This is a genomic window from Thermaurantiacus sp. (assembly GCF_053487655.1).
This window is the reverse complement of record NZ_JBRCLD010000101.1, coordinates 1-15,691: the sequence shown is the minus strand read 5'-3', so window position 1 is coordinate 15,691 and position 15,691 is coordinate 1. Positions and strand designations below refer to the sequence as shown.

Annotated in this window: 16 protein-coding genes; 8 read left to right on the top strand and 8 right to left on the bottom strand. The window is 65.3% G+C overall.

Annotation, left to right across the window (positions count from 1 at the left end):
• The first annotated feature begins 24 nt into the window (after positions 1-24).
• From proB to ACWIQA_RS10050, 8 genes are all read left to right on the top strand, one after another.
• Positions 25-1,152, top strand: coding sequence for a glutamate 5-kinase (gene proB / locus ACWIQA_RS10085; protein ID WP_448582946.1), 1,128 nt, complete (start codon positions 25-27; stop codon positions 1,150-1,152).
• 26 nt (positions 1,153-1,178) lie between these two features.
• A complete protein-coding gene (locus ACWIQA_RS10080) occupies positions 1,179-2,417 on the top strand; it encodes a glutamate-5-semialdehyde dehydrogenase (protein ID WP_448582944.1) in 1,239 nt (412 codons plus the stop codon).
• On the top strand, positions 2,414-3,046 hold the full coding sequence (locus ACWIQA_RS10075; protein WP_448582943.1) for a nicotinate-nucleotide adenylyltransferase: 633 nt from the start codon (positions 2,414-2,416) through the stop codon (positions 3,044-3,046). Before ACWIQA_RS10080 ends, ACWIQA_RS10075 begins: the two co-directional genes overlap by 4 nt.
• Positions 3,043-3,417 (top strand): ribosome silencing factor, encoded by a 375-nt coding sequence (rsfS, locus tag ACWIQA_RS10070; protein WP_448582942.1) that lies wholly within the window; start codon positions 3,043-3,045, stop codon positions 3,415-3,417. The genes ACWIQA_RS10075 and rsfS overlap by 4 nt, the downstream gene beginning before the upstream one ends.
• A gap of 3 nt (positions 3,418-3,420) precedes the next feature.
• Positions 3,421-3,834 (top strand): 23S rRNA (pseudouridine(1915)-N(3))-methyltransferase RlmH, encoded by a 414-nt coding sequence (locus tag ACWIQA_RS10065; protein ID WP_448582941.1) that lies wholly within the window; start codon positions 3,421-3,423, stop codon positions 3,832-3,834.
• Between the two features lie 91 nt (positions 3,835-3,925).
• Positions 3,926-5,263, top strand: a complete 1,338-nt coding sequence (locus tag ACWIQA_RS10060; protein WP_448582940.1) for a S41 family peptidase — start codon at positions 3,926-3,928, stop codon at positions 5,261-5,263.
• A 4-nt stretch (positions 5,264-5,267) separates the two neighbouring features.
• Positions 5,268-5,732 (top strand): disulfide bond formation protein B, encoded by a 465-nt coding sequence (locus ACWIQA_RS10055; RefSeq protein ID WP_448582939.1) that lies wholly within the window; start codon positions 5,268-5,270, stop codon positions 5,730-5,732.
• Positions 5,729-6,220, top strand: coding sequence for a demethoxyubiquinone hydroxylase family protein (locus ACWIQA_RS10050; RefSeq protein WP_448582945.1), 492 nt, complete (start codon positions 5,729-5,731; stop codon positions 6,218-6,220). Before ACWIQA_RS10055 ends, ACWIQA_RS10050 begins: the two co-directional genes overlap by 4 nt.
• A gap of 256 nt (positions 6,221-6,476) precedes the next feature.
• Here ACWIQA_RS10050 and ACWIQA_RS10045 read toward each other — a convergent pair whose 3' ends face one another.
• The 8 genes from ACWIQA_RS10045 to nuoL form a co-directional block, all read right to left on the bottom strand.
• Positions 6,477-7,574, bottom strand: coding sequence for a glycosyltransferase (locus tag ACWIQA_RS10045; protein ID WP_448582938.1), 1,098 nt, complete (start codon positions 7,572-7,574; stop codon positions 6,477-6,479).
• A gap of 61 nt (positions 7,575-7,635) precedes the next feature.
• Positions 7,636-7,917 (bottom strand): DUF1467 family protein, encoded by a 282-nt coding sequence (locus ACWIQA_RS10040; RefSeq protein ID WP_448582937.1) that lies wholly within the window; start codon positions 7,915-7,917, stop codon positions 7,636-7,638.
• Positions 7,914-9,563, bottom strand: coding sequence for a ribonuclease J (locus ACWIQA_RS10035; RefSeq protein WP_448582936.1), 1,650 nt, complete (start codon positions 9,561-9,563; stop codon positions 7,914-7,916). Before ACWIQA_RS10035 ends, ACWIQA_RS10040 begins: the two co-directional genes overlap by 4 nt.
• Positions 9,560-10,348 (bottom strand): type III pantothenate kinase, encoded by a 789-nt coding sequence (locus ACWIQA_RS10030; RefSeq protein WP_448582935.1) that lies wholly within the window; start codon positions 10,346-10,348, stop codon positions 9,560-9,562. The genes ACWIQA_RS10035 and ACWIQA_RS10030 overlap by 4 nt, the downstream gene beginning before the upstream one ends.
• A complete protein-coding gene (locus ACWIQA_RS10025; RefSeq protein ID WP_448582934.1) occupies positions 10,348-11,055 on the bottom strand; it encodes a biotin--[acetyl-CoA-carboxylase] ligase in 708 nt (235 codons plus the stop codon). Before ACWIQA_RS10025 ends, ACWIQA_RS10030 begins: the two co-directional genes overlap by 1 nt.
• Positions 11,052-12,500 carry an NADH-quinone oxidoreductase subunit NuoN gene (gene nuoN / locus ACWIQA_RS10020; protein WP_448582933.1) on the bottom strand — a complete coding sequence of 483 codons (1,449 nt, stop codon included), beginning with the start codon at positions 12,498-12,500 and terminating at the stop codon, positions 11,052-11,054. Before nuoN ends, ACWIQA_RS10025 begins: the two co-directional genes overlap by 4 nt.
• Complete coding sequence (locus ACWIQA_RS10015) at positions 12,497-14,011, bottom strand: NADH-quinone oxidoreductase subunit M (protein WP_448582932.1); 1,515 nt, start codon at positions 14,009-14,011, stop codon at positions 12,497-12,499. Before ACWIQA_RS10015 ends, nuoN begins: the two co-directional genes overlap by 4 nt.
• A 1-nt stretch (position 14,012) precedes the next feature.
• The coding region (nuoL, locus tag ACWIQA_RS10010; protein ID WP_448582931.1) for an NADH-quinone oxidoreductase subunit L at positions 14,013-15,691 on the bottom strand (1,679 nt) is incomplete at its 5' end.

Genomic DNA, 15,691 nt, shown 5'->3' with positions numbered 1-15,691 from the left:
GGTCGCCGCTCTGAGCAGGTCCTCATGAGCACCGACGCACGGCTCGCCCCGTTCCGTGACGCGGCACGGCTCGTTGTCAAGGTCGGCTCGTCGCTTCTGGTTGCAGCCGATGGCAGCGCAAGGCGGGACTGGCTCGCGACGCTTGCCGAAGATGTTGCCACCTGTGCTGCGCGGGGGCAGCGAGTCATCCTTGTGTCATCAGGCGCGATTGCGCTCGGAGCCCGGCTGCTCGGGCTCAAGAGCGGCGGGCGGGCCAGCCTTGAGGATGCGCAGGCCGCAGCAGCTGTGGGCCAGATCCGGCTTGCCGGGCTGTGGGCGGACCAGCTTGCAGCCCACGGGCTCAAGGCTGCGCAGATGCTCGTGACCCTGGGCGATTTCGAGGAGAGGCGGCGCTGGCTCAACGCTGCCGCCACGCTCGAGCGGTTGGTGGCGCTCGGCGTGGTGCCGGTCCTGAACGAGAATGATTCCGTTGCCACAGAAGAAATCCGCTTCGGAGACAATGACCGGCTGGCAGCGCGCGTGGCGCAGGCCGCGCGTGCCGAAGCAGTGCTCCTGCTGTCCGACGTCGACGGGCTCTATACTGCCAACCCCGACCGCTCGCCCGATGCCCGTCGGATCGACCTTGTGCCCGATCTCGAGGCGGTCGCAAGTCTTGCCGATTCCGGCTCGCGCTCAGGCATGGGCTCAGGCGGCATGGCAGCCAAGCTCGAGGCCGCGCGGATCGCCCGGGCCGCCGGCATTCCGCTTGCGATTGCCGCTGGCGCCGGGCCGCACCCGCTGGCCCGCTTTCTCGAAACCGGCCAAGGCACCGTCTTTCCGGCCGCACCCGGCGCGCCAGCGCGCAAGGCCTGGCTGGTCGGGCGCATGGTGGTCGAAGGGCGGCTGCGGGTGGATGCTGGAGCCGCCCAAGCGCTTGGCCAGGGCCGCAGCCTGCTTGCAGCCGGGATCACGGCTGTCGAAGGCGGCTTTGCGCGCGGCGATGCCGTCGACGTGGTCGCGCCCGACGGGCGCACGATTGCCCGCGGGCTTGTTGCCTATGACGCCGAGGAAGTTTCGCGGATTGCTGGCAAGCGCAGCGATGCAATCGGCGCAATCCTCGGCTATGCTCCGCGCTCTGCTGTCATCCACCGGGACCAGATGGTGATGCTGTGAACCTTGCCCTTTCCCCAGACGCCCTGATGCGCGAGATGGGCCAGCGCGCCCGCGCGGCTGCCCGGATTCTTGCGGCAACGCCAACCGCGAAGAAGGCCGCCGCGCTCCACGCGGCCGCTGTGGCGATCCGGCGGGCCGTGCCACAAATCCTCGAAGCCAATGCCGCGGACACGGCCGCCGGGCGCAGCAACGGCCTTTCGGCAGCCATGCTGGACCGGCTGGCGCTCGATCCCAAGCGAATCGAGGGGATCGCCGCCGGGCTGGACACGGTCGCCGGGCTTCCGGATCCGGTAGGGGAGACGATTGCCGAATGGACGCGGCCCAATGGCTTGCACATCGCCCGAGTCCGCGTGCCCATCGGCGTCGTCGGCATCATCTTCGAAAGCCGGCCGAATGTGACAGCAGACGCTGGCGCCCTTTGCCTGATGGCGGGGAACGCGGCCATCCTTCGCCCGGGTTCCGAGGCGGCGCGATCAGCAGCGGCCATCCATGCCGCGCTCACGGAAGGCATCCTCGCTGAAGGCCTGCCGGCGGACTGTGTCCAGCTCGCACCCACCACCGACCGCGCTTTCGTCGGTGCTCTGCTCCGGGCCGAGGGTCTGGTCGATCTCGTGGTGCCGCGGGGCGGCAAGGGGCTGGTCGCGCGCGTGCAGCAGGAGGCGCGCGTGCCTGTGCTCGCCCATCTCGACGGCATTTGCCATGTCTATGTCGATCGTGGCGCTGACCTCGCCATGGCCTCCGACATCGCGTTCAATGCCAAGATGCGTCGCACCGGGATTTGTGGTGCCATGGAGACCCTTCTCCTCGACCGCGCCATCGCTGCCGCCTGCGGCCCGCTGCTCGCCCGGCTGTGCGAGGCCGGCTGCGAAGTTCGGGTCACTGAGGATCTGCTCGGCCTTGACCCGCGCCTCGTGCCGGCACGTCCGGAGGACTGGGATACCGAGTATCTCGACGCCATCCTTTCGGTCGCGACGGTCGACGGGGTGGAAGGCGCGATCGCCCATATCGCGGCTCATGGCTCAAACCACACCGACTCCATCGTGACCAGGGATGCTGCCACTGCCGAGCGGTTTCTGGATGCCGTCGACTCCGCCATCGTCTTGTGGAATGCGTCCACCCAGTTTGCTGACGGTGGCGAGTTCGGCTTCGGCGCTGAGATCGGAATTTCCACCGGGCGGCTGCATGCCCGCGGGCCTGTCGCGCTCGAGGGGCTCACGACCTACAAGTACAAGGTGCGCGGAAGCGGCCAGGTGCGCCCCGGTTGAGACGGCGACATTCCGTCGGCCTGCTCGGCGGGTCGTTCAATCCGGCCCACGGTGGTCACCGCATCATCAGCCTCGAAGTGATGCGCCGGTTCCGGCTCGACGAGGTCTGGTGGTTGGTCTCGCCACAAAATCCGCTGAAGCCGGCTTTTGGCATGGCACCTCTTGCCGTGCGGATGGCCTCCGCCCGGGCGGTTGCGCGGCACCCGCGCCTCCGGGTGACGGACATCGAGGCACGGCTTGGAACCCAGCGCACAGTTGATACCATCGCTGGGCTCAAGGCGCTCTATCCGCATCTGCGCTTCCTTTGGATCATGGGAGCGGACAATCTCCTCCAATTCCATCGCTGGACAGCCTGGCGGGAGATCGCTCGCAGCGTCCCGATTGTCGTGGTGGCACGGCCAGGCTATACAGGGCGAAGCCAGTTCGCTCCGGCGATGGGCTGGCTGCGGCGATACCGCTGCTCCTCGCCGAAAAACTGGAGACGTCAGACGCTGCCTGCCCTGTTCGTCCTTCGCGAGGCGCTTGATCCGCAATCGGCGACGGCCATCCGCCAGGCGGACCCACATTGGGCCCAGTCCCTGCCGGTTTCCGAAAACGTTGCGCCGGCGCAAGCAAGGGAAACCGCTTGACTGACGAAGACCGGGCCGAGGCGCTTCACGCCCTGGTGCTTGGCGCGCTCGATGACGACCAGGCGCTCGACATCGTCTCGATTCCGCTCACCGGCAAGTCGACCATCGCCGACTATATGGTGATCGCAAGCGGGCGATCGACTCGGCAGGTGGCCTCGATGGCCGAGAAGCTGGCCCAGAGGATCCGCGAAACCTTTGGCCTTCCGGTCCGTATCGAGGGACTTGCCGCTGCCGACTGGGTGCTGCTTGATGCCGGAGACATCATCGTGCACCTGTTCCGGCCGGAAGTGCGGCAATTCTACGCGATCGAGAAGATGTGGGCATTCGATGCAGCCGGTGCCCCCATGCGGGCAGTCGCTGGTGGCAGCTGACGCGTGCAAATCCTGATCCTTGCCGGCGGCAGGGGGCGAGGCACAGAGGAACAGGCGATCGCGGAACGTTATCTGGCCCGCCTTCCGGTGCCAGCAAGGATCATCGAGGCTGGCAGGGGTTGGCAGATGCCGGACAGGCCCGATGTGACCGTCGTTCTCGACGAGAAGGGAACAAGCCTATCCTCGGAAGCCTTTGCCGCGCGCCTGTCGGGCTGGCGTGATCGCAGCGTGCGGCAGCTCGCGTTCGTGATCGGCGATGCAGACGGCCATCCGCAAAGCATGCGGGCGCAAGCCGACCTGCTGCTGGCCTTCGGACCTGCGACCTGGCCCCATCTTCTGGTGCGGGCAATGCTGGCCGAACAGCTCTACCGGGCGTTCGCCATCCTCAGCCGCCATCCCTATCATCGAGGCGCGTGAGCCGAAGGTCGCACCAGGAGATGCCGTCTTCCCTCTTCCCTGGCGGAGCGGCTGTGCTAGACTTGGAATTTCCATAGGGAGCTGGGACTGGATGACGAAGCGCCTGCCGACCGTCCTTCTCGCCGCCACGGCGGCGATTGCCATCGGGATGCCGATCGGCTCGGCCGTCTCGGCAGCGCGGCAGAACGAGACCTACCGCCAGCTCGACGCCTTCATCGAGGTGTTCTTGCGCGTGCGGGAAAATTATGTCGAGCCCGTTGATGACCAGACCCTGCTCAAGGGGGCGATCGACGGCATGCTCGCCAGCCTCGACCCGCATTCCTCTTATCTGACCGCGCGCGACCACGCCCAGATGCGTTCGCAGACCGACGGCGAATATGGCGGCCTTGGTCTTACCGTCACGACCGAGGATGGTGCCGTCAAGGTGGTGGCCCCGACAGACGACACGCCTGCTGCTCGTGCCGGGATCCGCGCTGGGGATTTCATCACCCATCTTGATGGCCAGCTCATCTTCGGCTCCACCATCGATGAGGCCGTTGACAGGATGCGCGGCCGGCCCGGCACATCGATCAAGCTGACGGTGGTGCGCCCGGGAGTCACCAAGCCGCTCGAATTCACGCTCAAGCGCGAGATCATCAAGCTGCAGCCAGTGCGCTGGGAAGCACGGGGCAATGTCGGTGTCATCCGCATTTCCTCCTTCAACCGGCAGACAGGTGAGGCGACGCGGCTTGCAATCACGGCACTCGACCGCCAGCTTGGGGCATCGCTCCAGGGGTTTGTGGTCGACTTGCGCTCGAACCCGGGCGGGCTTCTCGACCAGGCAATCGAGGTTGCCGACGCCTTCCTCGAGCGAGGCGAAATCGTGTCCCAGCGCGGCCGCACGAAGGAGTCGATTGAGCGTTATTATGCCCGGTCGCCAGACCTGACCGGCGGCAGGCCGATCGTGGTGCTGGTGGACGAAGGCTCGGCCTCTGCCGCCGAGATTGTCGCTGGCGCCCTGCAGGACAGTCGCCGTGCGCTGGTGGTGGGTCAGCGCACCTTTGGCAAGGGCTCGGTGCAGACACTCATCCCGCTCTCAGCTGAGACCGGACTTCGCTTGACGACGGCACGCTACTACACGCCTTCGGGCCGGTCCGTGCAGGAACAGGGGATCGACCCAGACATTCTCGTTCCCCAGTTGACAGACCCGCAGCGCCTGGAGCGCCCACGCGTGCGCGAAGCCGATCTTCGCAACCATCTGGTTGCCGAGCGCAGCGCCGACGACAAGCTGGTCGAGGAGGACGGGAAGACCGACCGGCGCTTCGCCTTTACAGCCGAGGAACTGAAGGCCAAGGGCATCACCGACTTCCAGCTTGACTATGCTGTGCGCATCCTGGCCCGGCTGGGCGGCGGCATCCAGTACGCAGCGCTTGAGCCGGCTGGCCGGTAGGCACGTGGCAGAAGATCGGGCGCGCCGGCCCGCCTTTCTGCTGCTCGCCGTCTCGGGAGGTCTCGTGCTTGGTGCGCTTGCCTTCCAGGTCTTCGGCGGGCTTACGCCCTGTCGCATGTGCCATTGGCAGCGCTGGGCGCATCTCGGTGTCATCGGTTTGGCCGCCCTTGCCTTGCTCGGCCCGCGGCTGCTGCCCGCAGCGCTTGCTGCCATGACCGCTTCAGCCGGGCTTGCCGCCTTCCATGTCGGGGTGGAGCAGCGCTGGTGGGATGGCCCCGGCTGTGCGGCACCGCTGACGCCGGGAGACGACTTGCTCGGCAGCCTGATCACGGCCCCGATTGCAAGGTGCGACCAGATCCCATGGTCCTTTCTCGGCCTTTCCATGGCAGCATGGAACCTGGTTTTCTCGATCGTGGCCTTGGCAGGCGCCATCATCTTGTGGAGGCGGGCATGGACATCCACCGCATGATCCGAGTGGACCACGCAGGCGAATATGGCGCAGCCCGGATCTATGCCGGGCAATTGGCGGTCATGGGCGAGCGCGCGGCTGTCTCTGGCGAGATCGCCCGGATGGCAAGCCAGGAGGAACGGCATCTCGCCGCATTCGAGGCGCTCATGCTTCGTCGCCGCGTTCGCCCCACGCTCCTCCACCCGCTCTGGCATGTCGCAGGCTATGCGCTCGGCGTGCTCTCCGCGCTTGCCGGCCCCAAGACGGCGATGGCAGTGACAGCTGCGGTGGAGACCGAAATCGACCGCCACTACCAAGCGCAGCGCGACCAGCTTGCCGGCACAGACCCGGAGCTTGAAGGGCTGATTGCCGAATTCCAGGCCGATGAAGTGGCACACCGGGAGGAAGCGCGCGCTAACGGCGCCGAGGAGGTGCCGCTCTACCCTCTGCTCGCCGGCGCCATCCGCGCTGGCTGCCGTGCTGCAATCCGCCTCTCGGAGCGGCTGTGACAAGGGGCCTTTGCTGCTGCCATGCTTGCCGTGGCTTCGCCCGGCCTGGCACTTGCCTGCCCCTTTGATGGCGGGTGGGGAGGTGATCACGGCTTCCGCACCATGCCGCACCATTTCGCGCAAGACTGGGCACCAGCGCTGCCGATGACACGGCCCGCTGAGGCCTTGCCCTCGCCTGGAGAGCGAATGGCGCAGCAGCGGGCGATGATGCTCAGGCGGTATCCGGCGCTGCGGCCCGCAGCTGACGCTGTTCTGCCTACTCCGCTGCCCGCCGCCCCGGCGCAGCCAGGAGAGCGGTAAAAAGGTCGACATAGCGCCTCGCCACGGCATCGGGGGCGTGCGGTGCAAGCAGATCGCGCACATCTCCCACTTCGTCCGGCTCGGCGAGCTGGGCGAGGATGGCCTGCGCCAGCGCCGAAGGCGTATCTTCGCTCACCACTCGACCGCGACCGGGCCGATCAAGAAGATGGGGAAGAATCGGCGCACAGGCGGTCGACACCACCGGGACGCCGGCTGCCAGCGCTTCGAACACCACGGCAGGCGTGCCCTCATAGCGGGAGGACAGGAGGAGAAGGTCTGCTGCATCGAGCGCGGGGCCAAGATTGGCGACATGCCCCAGCATCGTCACCCGCCCGCCAAGGCCGAGCCGGGCAATGCGGTTTTCAAGTGCCGGGCGATCAGGCCCGTCGCCAGCAATAGTGAGATCAAGATCGCGGTTGCCAAGAGCAATAGCGAAAGCCTCAAGGGCGAGCGCGACATTCTTCTGCGGCACAAGACGGCCGGCGATGAGAAGATGGCGCCTGCGGCTTGCGGGCCGCGGCCGGCGAGGCCTCTTCTCCACTCGAATGGGCGGGTTGGGAATGGGCTCCAGCCGCAGGTCTGGCAGCAGCCGCGCAAGGTCTGGGCCGAGCGCTTCCGGCCAGAAGGCGAGGACATCAACCGGCTTGAGGAGCGCGCGCAGTGCCCGCACGGCAAGGGGCCCGGTGCCAGGTACAAGCGAAGGCAGCGGCGGGTTCGACAGCTTGGCGACAATGACTGGCCGCGGGCGCACCCGGGCAATGCCGCGGGCGAGCGCGAAGTGCCAGTTTCCGGGCAGGAAAACGATGTCTGGCGCTGCTTCCCGCACTGCAGCGCGAAGGGATGCTGCGACGCAAAATCTTGAAGTCAGGGAGCGCGGCACGTCGCGCGGCAAGCGCCGCACTGGAAGCTCCGGCGGCACTTCGGCCTTGCCGTTGGACGAGACCAGCAAGAGTTCCGACTGAAGACCGAGGTTGCGCCACTCCGCCGCCAGCTGCAAGGCAACCCGCTCGCTGCCGCCAGCAGACAGGTCATGGAGGATGGTGAGAATGCGCATGGTCGCTCGTGCCCGACGTCGCCTTGGACCGGATTTCAGAAGTTTTGAAGCCCAAGGGCCGTCAGCGCGGCTTCGCAGGATCGAAAAAGAGCGCGAAGAATGCCTCCCGCGTGATCCATTCCCGCTCCCAGTTGGCCCAGAACAGCAGGAAGACAGCTGCCGAAACAAGGGTTGTCGCGATCAGCTTGCGGCGAAGCCGGGGGGCGTGCGGGGCGCTTGGCGCCTGGCCGGGCACGAGCGGCTCACCCGCCTCAGCGCTGGTGCGGACCCCCCAGGGCAGCACGAGGAAGAAGGTGAAGGTCCAGAACAGGAGGTATATCGCCAGCAGCGAATACCATTTCATGGCAAGCTCATGAGCTGGACTTCGGTCAGCGGCTTCTTGCCAGTCCAGGCGCGCGCCACTCGGCGGACTGCGACCTTCACTTCGTCCTCGAGCCGGCGGCGCTCAGCAAGTGGAACCTTGCGCGCAGCCGCTGCTGCCGCCTCGGCGCAATCGGCAAGAAACGCTCTTTCCTCGTCTTCGACGGGCACGCCGCGCGCCAGCACCCCTACCTCGCCCACCAGCCGTGCGCGGCGGTCAAAGACGAGGGTGATGACAATGAGCCCACCCCAGGCGAGCTTGCGGCGCATATTCATGGTCGCACTGTCCGCAGGCAGGATGACGTCTCCGTCGACCACCAGCCGCCCGGCCGGCGCATGGCCGACAATCGCTGCCTCATGTGGCGCCAGGCGGATGACGCTGCCGTTCGTGGGCACCACCACGTCTGGCACACCACAGGCCCGCGCCAGGCGGGCATGCTCTTCCATGTGGCGGCGCTCGCCATGCACGGGAACCGCAATCCGCGGGCGGATCCAGCCATACATGGCTTCCAGTTCCGGTCGACCGGGATGGCCGGAAACATGGACATGGGCCTGACGGTCGGTGATGATTTCCACTCCGCGCGCTGCAAGCGCATTCTGCACGCGGCCAATGGCGATCTCATTGCCGGGAATCTGCTTTGCTGAATAGACGACAAGATCACCGGCCTCGAGCCGGATCTGCGGGTGGGTTCCTTCCGCCATGCGCGCGAGCGCGGCCTGCGGCTCGCCCTGGGTCCCGGTGGAGGCAATGAGGAGAGTCTCCGGCCGGGCAGTCGCTGCCGCATCGAGCGAGAGGAGCGGGGGCAGACTGCCCAGATAGCCGGCAGCGCGCGCCACCTCCGTAATTCGCTCAAGCGAACGGCCGGCAAGAACGAGGTGGCGGCCCGTCGCGCGGGCGACTTCGCCCAGAGTCTGGATCCGGGTCGCGTTGGACGCAAAGGTGGTGACAACAACCCGGCCATGGCGGCGGCCAGAGACGAGGCGCAGCAGGCCAGCCCGCACCTCGCTTTCCGAGCCACTGGCTTGCGGGTTGAAAACATTGGTCGAATCGCCAATGAGCGCGAGCACGCCAGAATCACCAATGGTGCGCAGCTCCGTCTCGCTCACCGGGTCGCCGAGCAGGGGCTTGTCGTCGAGCTTCCAGTCCCCGGTGTGGAAGACGCGGCCGAAGGGCGTGTCGAGGAGCACGGCATTGCCCTCGGGAATCGAGTGGGCAAGTGCAACATAGCGGCAGCGGAAGGGCCCGAGCGCCACTTCGCCCCCGAGCGGGACGACATGGACCTCGACATCGCGGTGTTGGCCTTCGTCCTCGAGCTTGCGGCGGATGAGCCCGGCCGTAAACGGCGTGGCATAGAGCGGCACACCCAGGTCAGCGGCAAGATAGGGAATGGCACCAATATGATCTTCATGGCCGTGGGTAAGGATGATTCCAAGCAGATCTTCGCGATGTTCCTCGATGAAGCCAAGGTCGGGGAGGACAAGCTCGACTCCAGGCAAGTCCGGGCCAGCGAAGGTCATGCCGAGGTCGAGCATAATCCACTTGCCCCGGCAGCCATAGAGATTGACGTTCATGCCGATCTCGCCTGCACCACCGAGCGGCAGGAAAAGGAGCTCGTCGCCCGGGCTCACGCTCCTGGCCCCCGGTTCCGGGCTTCGAGCAGCATCAGGCCCTTGATCGTAAGATCGGGATCAACAGCATGGATTGCTGCGGTGTGGCGGGCGAACAGGGGGGCAAGCCCACCGGTTGCAATGACGGTCACGGACTCCCCGGCCTCGGCAGCAATGCGGGCAAGCAGCCCTTCGATAAGGCCGACATAGCCCCAGAAGACACCCGACTGCATGGCATGGACCGTGCCCTTGCCAATGGCGCCCTGCCCTTTCGGTGGCGGCTCAACGGCGATTCGCGGCAGCCGGGCGGCAGCACGGTAGAGCGCATCCATCGAAAGATTGATTCCCGGCGCAATGACGCCACCTTCATAACCGCCGTCAGCTGCAACCACGTCAAAGGTGGTCGCAGTGCCGAAGTCGATGACAACCAGCGGGCCGGCGTGCGCGGCATGGGCGGCAACGGCGTTGACCAACCGGTCAGCGCCGACTTCGCTTGGATTGGCAAGGCGGATGGGAAGACCCCAGTCAAACCCGGGGCTGCCGGCCACCAGCGGCTCAGCCGAGAAATAGCGCCGCACCAGGCCGCGGAGGTTGAAGAGGGTCTGCGGCACGACAGAGGCAATGATCGCATGTTGCACCCGGGCGCGGTCGATGGCGTGCATTGCCATCAGCTGATGGAGCCACACCCCATATTCATCCGCCGTGCGCTCAGCATGGGTTGCAATGCGCCAGCGATGCAGGATGCCGCCGCCCTCGCACAGGGCAAAGACGATGTTGGTATTGCCGACATCGATGGCAAGCAGCATCAGCCTGCCCTCGTGCCGGAAAGATCAGAAAGGAGCATCACGTCACCAGCACGGATGGTCTCGGACCCGGCTGTCGTGCGAATGACGAGAGCGCCATCTGCTGCAAGATGGTCGAACACCACGTCGCGGCCATCGCCAAGGCGCAAGGCGGTCCCCGGCGGCGTGGCGCGGACCTGCCAGCGCTCGGCAAGCGGAGCAAAGCCGGCTGCGCGCCAAAGGGCAAGCTCGGCCGCAAAGGAGTCCGCAAGCACAGCAAGGAAGCTGTCAGGGTCTGGCGCAGGTGGTGGCAGTGCTGCCGTCGGCCGGCCGGGGACGACTGGTGCCTGCGCCAGATTGACTCCGACTCCGACAACGACAACGGACCCTGAGCGCTCAAGCAAGAGCCCGGCGAGCTTGGCATCGTGCAGCAGGAGGTCGTTTGGCCACTTGAGCTGCAGCAGCTGCGCGTTGGCATGGCGCGCGCAAGTCTCATAGAGGGCGACACCGGCCGCAAAGCCGATCTGCTCGGCAGGAGGGTCGCCAGGGCGCAGCCGCACCAGGCCCGAGGCCGCGAGATTCCCCTCAGGCGAAACCCAGGGCCGGCCCTGACGGCCACGTCCGGCGGATTGGCGGCGGGCGCGCACCCACTGGCCGTCGGGGAGGGAGTCCGCACGGGCAAGCAGCCAGTCATTGGTGCTTGCAACCTCGTCGAGGACGATGGCAGTCAAGGAAGCGCCCGCGCCGCCTCAGCGCCGAAGGCCATCAGCGGGCCGAGCAGCAGATAGCCGAGCGGCGAGACGAAGGCAGCTGTGACACCGATGACGATCGGGTTCACGCCCTCATCAAGGCGGGCAATCGCAAGATCTGCCGGGGGGTCGAAATAGAGGACTTTGACAACCCGCAGATAATAGAAGGCAGCGATAACGCTTGCGAGCACGCCAATGACAGCAAGCGGCCAGAGATTCGCCTCGACTGCTGCCGAAAGCACGGCAAGCTTGGGCATAAAGCCGAACAGGGGGGGAATTCCGGCCAGCGAGAACATGAAGATGGCAAGCGCGGCAGCAAGGCCCGGCCGCACCTTCGCCAGCCCGGCAAGGTCAGCAAGCGCCTCGCGCTGCTGGCCTTCGCCATCGACGATCATCATCAGGCAGACAAAGGCGCCGAGCGTCATGACAATGTAGGCGAGAAGATAGAGGAGGACAGCAGAAATGCCTGCTGCCGTGCCCGCTGCCAGGCCGATGAGCGCAAAGCCGATGTTGGTGATTGCCGAATAGGCCAGCAGCCTCTTGACATTGGTTTGGCCAATGGCGGCGACAGCGCCGAGCAGCATCGAGCCAATGCTGATCACGATGAGGATCTGCTGCCAGTCGCCCTTCATGCCGCCGAAGGGGTCGAACAGCACGCGAAGCATGAGACCCGTGGCAGCGACCTTGGGCGCCGTGCCAAAGAAGGTGACAACAGGCGTTGGCGCTCCCTCATAGACATCGGGCGTCCACATGTGGAACGGTACGGCCGAGACCTTGAACGCAAGCGCAGCCAGGATGAAGACAAGACCGATGAGGACGCCAAGGTTCCGCTCGGCTCCAGGCGCCAAGGCCAGCCGGATCGCATCAAAACTGGTGGAGCCAGTAAAGCCGTAGACAAGGCTCACCCCATAGAGCAGCAGACCCGAGGCCAGCGCTCCAAGCGCAAAATATTTGAGCCCAGCCTCGGACGAGCGAGCGTCATCGCGGTGGAAGGCGGCGAGCACATAGGCCGAAAGCGACATGAGCTCGAGGCCGACATAGAGGCTGAGGAGATTGCGCGCTGAAACCATGATCCCCATGCCCAGCGTCGCAAGAAGGATGAGGACGGGATATTCAAAGCGCCCCGTGCCTGCCCGACGCAAAAAGGGCCCGGCAACCAGGATGGCAGCGGCACTTGCAGCAAAGACAAGGAGCTTCAGATAGCGCGAGAAGGAGTCCGCGACATAAAGGCCACCCCAGGCGCTCGCAGCCTCGCGCCCCTGGTTGATGACGGGGACAGCTGCGACGGCAAGAAGGAGCACTGCACCCCAGGAAAGGCCCTGAAGCGCGCGGTCGCCGCGCCACGCGCCAAGCAAGAGCAGCACGCAGATGCCAGCGGCCAGGATGACTTCGGGCGCACCGATGGCAAGGGACTGGGCGAGGCTCATGACGCCGGCCCTTGCGCAGTGGGGGCCGCCATTGCCACGGCGCGGGTGACGGCATTGGCAGGCGGGCTCGCGCGCTCGAGCCGAGCAACCAAGCTTGCAACCGGCGCCTTCAAGGGCGCAAGCAGGGGCGCTGGGTAGACGCCAAGCAAAAGCACACCAGCTGCCAGTGGCAGCATGACTGCCCATTCACGCGGGCGGAGATCGGGCATCGCCGCAACATCCGCCTTGTCGAGCGTGCCAAAGGCCACGCGCGCATAAAGCCAGAGCATGTAGCCGGCACCGAGGATGACCCCGGTTGCCATGACGACTGCAAGCAAGCTCGAAGTGGCAAACATGCCAAGAAGCGCCAGGAACTCGCCAACAAAGCCCGAGGTTCCAGGAAGCGCAATCGAGGCCATGGTGAAGAGCAGGAAGAAGACGGCATAGCGCGGCATGTTGGCGGTGAGGCCGCCATAGCGGTCGATCTCGCGGGTGTGGAGCCGATCATAGATGACCCCCACACAGAAGAAGAGCGCTGCCGAGACGAGGCCGTGGCTGACCATGACGACCATCGCCCCCTCGATCCCCTGGGTATTGAGCGCGAACAGCCCGCCAGTCACGAAGGCCATGTGGGCAACCGAGGAATAGGCGATGAGCTTCTTCATGTCGGCCTGGGCGAGTGCCACGAGCGAAGTGTAGACGACGGCGACCATCGACAGCGCAAAGACGAGCCACATCAGCTGGACCGAGGCTTCAGGAAACATCGGCAGCGAGAAGCGGATGAAGCCATAGCCGCCCATCTTGAGAAGGACACCGGCAAGGATCATGGAGCCCGCAGTCGGGGCCTCGACATGGGCATCCGGAAGCCAGGTGTGCACTGGCCACATCGGCATCTTGACAGCAAAGCTCGCAAAAAAGGCGAGCCAGAGCCAGGTCTGGGCTTCCACGGGAAAATCATAGGCCATGAGCGCGGCAATATCAGTCGAGCCGGCCTCGCGGATCATCCACAGGACCGCAAGCAGCATCAGGACCGAACCGAGGAGCGTATAGAGAAAGAATTTGTAGCTAGCATAGATGCGCCGCTTGCCGCCCCAGATACCAATAATGAGATACATGGGGATGAGCCCGGCCTCGAAGAAGAGATAGAAAAGGAGGATATCCATCGCAGCGAAAACGCCGATCATCAGCGCTTCCATGAGGAGGAAGGCAGCGAGATATTCTGGAACCCGCTCGCGGATCGAATCCCAGCCGGCGAGGATGCACAGCGGCATGAGGAAGACCGAGAGCAGGATGAGGACGAGGCTGATCCCGTCGATCCCGAGATGCCAGCTGAACAGGCCGCCGAACAACTCGTGCCGCTCGGTGAACTGGAATGCAGCTGTTGTGCTGTCGAACTCGGCCCAGAGCATGACCCCCATCGCCAGCAGCACGAGGGTGGTCCCAAGTGCGACCAGCCGCGCGCGGCCGGCATCGCCAAGCCACAGCAAGAGGAGGGCTGCAGCGACAGGCAGGAGGATCATCGCCGAGAGCATGTCAGCCCCGGAGCAGGAGCCAGGTCATTGCGGCCGCAAGGCCAAGCAGCATGACAATGGCATAGGCATAGAGATAGCCGGACTGGAACCGCCGGGCGACTCCGGCACCTTCGCCGACAAGCGCGGAAAGACCATCCGGGCCGAACCGGTCGATGAGACCAAGATCGCCGCCCTTCCAGAACAGCGCGCCGACCCGTTTCGCTGGCCTTACGAAGAGCACATCATAGAGCTCGTCGAAATACCATTTGCGCGCAAGGAAGCGGTGGAGCGTCGGGAAGGTTGCAACGAAATCCGCCGCGGCGCCTGGCTTCAGCACATATTGCCTGAGTGCAAGCAGGAATCCGAGCGCCATGGCGATGGTCGGCGCATGATGGACGAGCGCCGGCACTTTGTGCAGTGCGGCATAGAATTCCGGGTCATGGGCGAGAGTCCCGCGCCAGAAGCCCTCCTCCCCAATGAAGCCATGGTGAAAGACGACACCTGCAAACAGGGCGCCAAGCGAGAGGAGCGCAAGCGGCACCAGCATCGATGGTGGGCTTTCGTGGGGATGGTGATGATGGGAGTCCCAGCGGGCGGTGCCGAAGAAGGTTACGAACATGAGGCGCCAGGAGTAGAAGCTGGTCAGGAACGAAGCGAACAGCCCGACTGAGAAGGCAACCAGCGCTGGCTCGGTGCCGCGCACGAAGGCAGCGAACAGCACGCCGTCCTTCGAATAATAGCCGGCGGTGTAGAAGAAGCCGGTAATCGCGATCGTCCCGATCAGCATTGCGGTAAAGGTGAAGGGAATCTTGCGGGCAAGGGCGCCATAGTGGCGCATGTCCTGCTCATGGTGCATGGCATGGATGACCGAGCCAGCCCCGAGGAACAGGAGCGCCTTGAAGAAGGCGTGGGTGAAAAGGTGGAACATCGCCGCGCCATAGGCGCCGACGCCAGCAGCAAAGAACATGAAGCCAAGCTGCGAGCAGGTGGAGTAGGCGATCACGCGCTTGATATCGTGCTGGGTTGTCGCCACAGTCGCCGCGAACAGGGCGGTCGCGGCTCCGACCCAGATGACGAGGTCGCGCGCGAGCGGCGCGGCTTCGAACAGGGGTGACATCCGGCACACCAGGAACACGCCCGCCGTCACCATGGTCGCCGCATGGATGAGGGCAGAGACGGGAGTTGGGCCTTCCATCGCGTCGGGGAGCCAGGTGTGGAGGCCGAGCTGCGCTGATTTTCCCATCGCGCCGATGAAAAGCAGGATGGCGCAGAGAGTGAGCGCATTGACCTCCCGCCCGAGGAAGGCGAAGGTGGCGCCCTTCTCTGCCGGGATCGCTGCGAGGATCGCATTGATGTTGAGTGTGCCGAAGACGAGGAAGAGGGCGAAGATCCCGAGCATGAAGCCGAAATCGCCCACCCGGTTGACGATGAAGGCCTTGATGGCGGCGTTCCAGGCCGAGGGCTTCTGGTACCAGAAGCCGATGAGGAGATAGGAGGCAAGGCCAACGCCCTCCCAGCCAAAGAACAGCTGGACAATCGAGTCCGCCGTCACCAGCATCAGCATGGCGAAGGTAAATAGCGAGAGATAGGCGAAGAAGCGCGGCTGCGACGGATCTTCCGCCATATAGCCCCAGCTGTAGAGGTGGACGAGCGCCGAGACCGTCGTGATGACGACGAGCATGACAGCGACCAGCATGTCGA